The following is a 5,115-nucleotide window of genomic DNA, read 5'->3' as shown; positions in this document are numbered from 1 at the left end:
ACCTGACCCCATGCCGAACTCAGAAGTGAAACGCCGTAGCGCCGATGGTAGTGTGGGGCTTCCCCATGTGAGAGTAGGGAACTGCCAGGCATCAAACAAGTGGAAAGCCTCTGTCGAAAGACAGGGGCTTTTTGCTATGGGCGTTAGGAACGGTTGTTTATACGTATCCGGTGGCAAAAGGCAGTCGGTATCTCGCGTAGATCAGGTAGACTATGTGATATCTGAATTAGTAGGTATTTCCATCATGCCATCGAGCATTATTTCATTAAAGCCTCATAACTCTTTCTCATTATCAGTGTCTGCCTCTCGTATTACGGTTGCAGATACTCAAGAAAAATTGATCGAGGAATGGCGCGTCGCCTGCGCATCACAAGAGCCCATTTTATTGCTAGGAGAAGGAAGTAATGTCCTTTTTCTGGAAGATTTTTTAGGTACTATTCTGCTAAACCGACTTAAAGGTATAGATATTCGCGAAGAACGTGATGGCTGGTATCTTCATGTTGGTGCAGGTGAGAATTGGCATCAATTAGTTGAATATACGCTTAAGCGTGGCATTGCTGGGTTAGAAAATCTGGCATTAATTCCCGGATGTGTGGGCTCTGCACCGATACAGAATATCGGTGCGTACGGTATCGAATTACAACATGTTTGTGATTATGTTGACGTGTTGGATCTGACTGAAGGTAAAGTCATGCGTCTTAGCGCTGAGGAATGCCAGTTCGGTTATCGTGAAAGCATATTTAAGCATCAGTATCGTTCTGGGTTTGCGATTACCGCAGTAGGGCTTTTTTTGAAGAAAGAGTGGAATCCGATACTTAACTATGGTGATTTAGCCAAACTGGATCCTACAACCGTTACGCCACAGCAAGTATTTGATTCTGTATGCCATATGCGTCGAAGTAAACTCCCAGACCCTGTAGTGGCAGGTAATGCTGGTAGCTTCTTCAAAAATCCAATAATTACACAACAGCATGCCGAACGGATTTTACGAGAGTATCCGAATGCTCCTCAGTATTTACAAGCCGATGGTAACGTTAAATTGGCAGCTGGATGGTTAATTGATCAGTGCAAACTTAAAGGATTCCAGCTTGGTGGTGCCGCTGTTCACGAGAAACAAGCATTAGTTCTGATTAATAAAAATAATGCAAAAAGCTCAGATATTGTTGAATTAGCTCGTTACGTCCGCAACCAAGTTTCTGAAAAATTCTCCATACAGCTGGAACCTGAAGTTCGCTTTATTGCTGCGCATGGAGAGATCAATGCCATCGAGGTATTATCATGAAAGATATTACAGTTCCTCTTAAGTTGATTAAAATCCTCTCTGATGGGGAGTTTTATTCCGGTGAGTTACTGGGCGAAATGATGGGGATGAGTCGGGCTGCGATTAATAAGCATATTCAAACTATACGCGATTGGGGAATTGATATTTTTACTGTAACGGGTAAGGGCTATTCTTTGCCAGCACCTATGCAGTTATTAGATGAGGAGGTTATCCTTAAGCACCTACCTGAAGGTGGCGTAACGGTTTTACCTGTCGTCGATTCTACGAATCAGTACATTTTAGAACGATTGGATACACTGTCCTCCGGTGATGCATGCCTTGCTGAATATCAGCAGTCTGGGCGTGGTCGTCGGGGGCGGCAATGGTTTTCACCCTTTGGTGCGAATTTGTATTTGTCCTTATATTGGCGCCTAGAGCAGGGACCCGCTGCGGCTGTTGGGGTGAGTCTGGTTATCGGTATCGTAATGGCCGAAGTACTGCATAAGCTTGGTGCTGATGGTGTTCGAGTAAAATGGCCTAATGATTTATACCTGAAGGATAGAAAGTTAGCTGGCATCCTCGTCGAACTTACTGGGAAAACGGGTGATGCTGCTAATTTGGTAATTGGCGCAGGTATTAATTTACAGATGAGAGAACCTGCTCCCGATACGATTAACCAAGGCTGGATAAATTTACAAGAGGCGGGTATAGAGATTAATCGTAATACTCTCGCTTCGACTCTTATTTCTGAACTAAGAAGCGCTTTGGCCGTCTTTGAACTACAAGGTCTTGAACCATTTATTCCCAGATGGGAAAAGTTGGATAACTATTTTAATCGTCCGATCCGCTTGATTATCGGTAATCGCGAAATACATGGGATAGACCGAGGAATCGATCGCCAGGGTGCATTGTTATTAGAAAATGATGGTTTGATAATGCCGTATATTGGTGGGGAAATTTCTCTGCGCGGTGCATAAAAAAGGGGGACTCCCCCCTTTTACATATTCATTCATTTTCACTTTCTTAATCGGACACATTCAACGGCATGATTAGCGCTTTTAGTCATAATAAGACTAGCTCTCTCCCGGGTGGGAAGAATATTTTCTTTTAGATTAAGTCCATTAATTTCCTTCCATAATTGAGAGGCAATACCGACGGCTTCTTCTTTCGTCAATTTTGCATAATTATGGAAGTATGAATTTGGATTTGAGAATGCACCTTGTCTAAATTTCAAAAAGCGATTTATATACCATGTTTGTAACAGTGTTTCAGGAGCATCGACATAGATAGAAAAATCCACAAAATCAGAAACAAAAACCCTATGTGGATCATGTGGATAGTCCATCCCACTTTGTAAAACATTCAACCCTTCTAATATTAAAATATCAGGTTGCTCCAACACTTTATTGTTATTAGGGACGATATCATATGTTAGATGGGAATACGTTGGAGCTGTGACTTTGTGTGTTCCTGACTTTATATCAGAAACAAATTTTACCAGGCTGTGCATATCATAGGATTGTGGAAAGCCTTTTTTCTTCATCAAGTCGCGTTCTTTTAACACCTTATTTGGATGAAGAAATCCATCGGTTGTAATAAGTTCTACACTGCGGTGTTCCGGCCAGCGGCTTAATAACGCTTGGAGCACACGGGCTGTGGTACTTTTCCCTACAGCGACACTACCTGCGATGCCGATTATGTAAGGTATTTTTTGGCCATCTGTTCCTAAAAACTGCTCAAGCACAGCCTGGCGGCGTAAATTAGAGCTTATATAGAAATTAAGCAGGCGAGATAGCGGTAGATAAATTTCCGCGACTTCGTCTAATGAAAGGTCTTCGTTAATGCCTTTGAGCTTAACGATTTCTTCCTCTGTCAGCGTTAACGGGACGGAATCGCGCAAGGCGGCCCATTGGCTGCGGTTAAATTGTAGATATGGCGTGGCCAAGGATTGCTCTCTGTTGCTCATAAGTCGTGTTCTGCCTGCTTCACAGGTAAGAAAAGGGACTCTCAGCCCAGCGAAGAAAACGGGCTATTAGTTCAGCCAACGCGATGATCGCGGCACCTTCTCTTATGTAATAAATTTTTGATAATGGGCAGGTTAACACTTTGCTGCTAGAAAGAAGAAGAGAAAATCGGTGCTGTACCCGATGCTTCTATGTTTACGCATCGGGTACTCGCTAGCTAGCGATGGCTTTACCTAAACCGTTCACAGCAAAGAGGCGCTTATAATAGATGGCCGTTGGGTGGTAATAGCCATCAGGTGTGCAAGCATAGTCTGGTAATTCTCCTAGATGGCGATAGCCCAAGGCACGATAGAACGCTTCCGCGGGAGAACCTGCTTGGGTGTCTAAGTAGAGCAAGCCCCTCTGCTGTAAAAGTGCGCTCTTTTCCAATAGCTGAATAAGCAGTCGGCCTATTCCTGCTCTTCTTGTGCGGCTATGGACCAGTAATTTTTGAATTTCAGCTCTGTTTTTCCCGTTTGTTTTTTGACATAACTCAAGCTGTACGCTTCCGACGATACCTTCCTCATCGCGCGCGACCCAGATCATACGTTCACCGTTGGAAACGGATGTTTGCAAACTATGAAAATATTCAGTGGCTTCTTTGTGGGACAGTGGCGAGTGGTATCCAACAGAAGCGCCTTTTTCTACAGCATCGATCAATAGATTAGCCAGTTCCTCACGATAGACAGGTAAGGTTGCTGCATTGAGTTGAACGGTTTTCATCGTATTTTGCCCCTTCGACAGAAATTTATTTTTAACCAAGCAAAATGCATTCCAGGTCTATTTTCTTAGAAAAACGAGCAAAATAGCATCGGTCAGTGCAGCGACTGCTCTTCTAAAGGGCAAAACTGTATTTTTGGTGCAAGAGAAACAAGAGGAAGGTTGATGGTGAAATCACCATTTCGTTGGATAGGATTGGTGGTTCTTTGCGCTAATTCTTACTGCTACTCTAGATTTATAGCTGAATTTGGATAAAATCTAAGCGATAGCGCATTTTACGCAATTTTTTTGTTGCATCGAGCGTTCTGTCTACCTAGAATGCGCAGCACTTGAAGCCGGCTTAGCTCAGTAGGTAGAGCAACTGACTTGTAATCAGTAGGTCACCAGTTCGATTCCGGTAGCCGGCACCATCAAGTACACAATCAGGTGGGGTTCCCGAGCGGCCAAAGGGAGCAGACTGTAAATCTGCCGTCACAGACTTCGAAGGTTCGAATCCTTCCCCCACCACCAAATTCAATCCTGGAAACAGGATATTCGATACGGTAGCAAGACTAAGCCGGATCGACGAAGGCGGGGTCTATAAAATCTTATTCCTCAACTTCAAAATCTACAGAAAAATTAGGTAGCCGAGTTCCAGGATGCGGGCATCGTATAATGGCTATTACCTCAGCCTTCCAAGCTGATGATGTGGGTTCGATTCCCACTGCCCGCTCCAAGATGTGCTGATATAGCTCAGTTGGTAGAGCGCACCCTTGGTAAGGGTGAGGTCGGCAGTTCGAATCTGCCTATCAGCACCACTTCCTTTTCCTCCTCCTGATTTTCTTTCTGTGAATAAATTCAGCAAGCTATCGCTTGGTTGATGTGGTGATACCACCGATTTATCCGTGTCTTAGAGGGACAATCGATGTCTAAAGAAAAATTTGAACGTACAAAACCGCACGTTAACGTCGGTACTATCGGCCACGTTGACCATGGTAAAACAACGCTGACCGCTGCAATCACTACCGTTCTGGCTAAAACCTACGGTGGTAACGCGCGTGCATTCGACCAGATCGATAACGCACCAGAAGAAAAAGCACGTGGTATCACCATCAACACGTCTCACGTTGAATACGATACCCCGTCTCGCCA

The 5,115-nt window shown here is 44.2% G+C and carries 5 protein-coding genes, 4 tRNA genes and 1 rRNA gene; 8 read left to right on the top strand and 2 right to left on the bottom strand.

What is annotated here, in order from left to right; genetic code table 11:
* From rrf to birA, 3 genes are all read left to right on the top strand, one after another.
* Positions 1–90 (top strand): 5S ribosomal RNA (gene rrf / locus BUB06_RS21680); the annotation flags it as partial.
* Positions 91–244: 154 nt separating this feature from the next.
* Positions 245–1,282, top strand: coding sequence for a UDP-N-acetylmuramate dehydrogenase (murB, locus tag BUB06_RS21675; RefSeq protein ID WP_039476478.1), 1,038 nt, complete (start codon positions 245–247; stop codon positions 1,280–1,282).
* Positions 1,279–2,238 carry a bifunctional biotin--[acetyl-CoA-carboxylase] ligase/biotin operon repressor BirA gene (gene birA / locus BUB06_RS21670; RefSeq protein WP_039476475.1) on the top strand — a complete coding sequence of 320 codons (960 nt, stop codon included), beginning with the start codon at positions 1,279–1,281 and terminating at the stop codon, positions 2,236–2,238. Before murB ends, birA begins: the two co-directional genes overlap by 4 nt.
* A gap of 38 nt (positions 2,239–2,276) precedes the next feature.
* On the opposite strand, the gene coaA is transcribed toward birA, so the two are convergent.
* Positions 2,277–3,227: a type I pantothenate kinase gene (gene coaA, locus BUB06_RS21665; protein WP_039281895.1), complete on the bottom strand. Its 951-nt coding sequence runs from the start codon at positions 3,225–3,227 to the stop codon at positions 2,277–2,279.
* A 211-nt stretch (positions 3,228–3,438) separates the two neighbouring features.
* Positions 3,439–3,987 carry a GNAT family N-acetyltransferase gene (locus tag BUB06_RS21660; RefSeq protein WP_010309708.1) on the bottom strand — a complete coding sequence of 183 codons (549 nt, stop codon included), beginning with the start codon at positions 3,985–3,987 and terminating at the stop codon, positions 3,439–3,441.
* A 331-nt stretch (positions 3,988–4,318) separates the two neighbouring features.
* On the opposite strand from BUB06_RS21660, the gene BUB06_RS21655 reads away from it, so the two are divergent.
* From BUB06_RS21655 to BUB06_RS21635, 5 genes are all read left to right on the top strand, one after another.
* Positions 4,319–4,394: transfer RNA gene (locus BUB06_RS21655), tRNA-Thr, on the top strand.
* 15 nt (positions 4,395–4,409) lie between these two features.
* Positions 4,410–4,494 (top strand) — tRNA-Tyr (locus BUB06_RS21650).
* Positions 4,495–4,624: 130 nt separating this feature from the next.
* A tRNA-Gly gene (locus tag BUB06_RS21645) sits at positions 4,625–4,699 on the top strand.
* Positions 4,700–4,705: 6 nt separating this feature from the next.
* Positions 4,706–4,781 (top strand) — tRNA-Thr (locus BUB06_RS21640).
* 107 nt (positions 4,782–4,888) lie between these two features.
* Positions 4,889–5,115: GTP-binding protein (locus BUB06_RS21635; protein WP_236737958.1), on the top strand; the 227-nt coding region annotated here is incomplete at its 3' end.

Source organism: Pectobacterium carotovorum (assembly GCF_900129615.1).
Classification (GTDB): domain Bacteria; phylum Pseudomonadota; class Gammaproteobacteria; order Enterobacterales; family Enterobacteriaceae; genus Pectobacterium; species Pectobacterium carotovorum.
Note: the sequence above shows the minus strand (reverse complement) of the source record. Positions and strands in the feature narration are given on the sequence as shown.

Coding starts and splice junctions, on each gene's coding strand:
- murB (WP_039476478.1), top strand. CDS start 245: ATGCCATCGAGCATTATTTCATTAAAGCCTCATAACTCTTTCTCATTA.
- birA (WP_039476475.1), top strand. CDS start 1,279: ATGAAAGATATTACAGTTCCTCTTAAGTTGATTAAAATCCTCTCTGAT.
- coaA (WP_039281895.1), bottom strand. CDS start 3,227: ATGAGCAACAGAGAGCAATCCTTGGCCACGCCATATCTACAATTTAAC.
- BUB06_RS21660 (WP_010309708.1), bottom strand. CDS start 3,987: ATGAAAACCGTTCAACTCAATGCAGCAACCTTACCTGTCTATCGTGAG.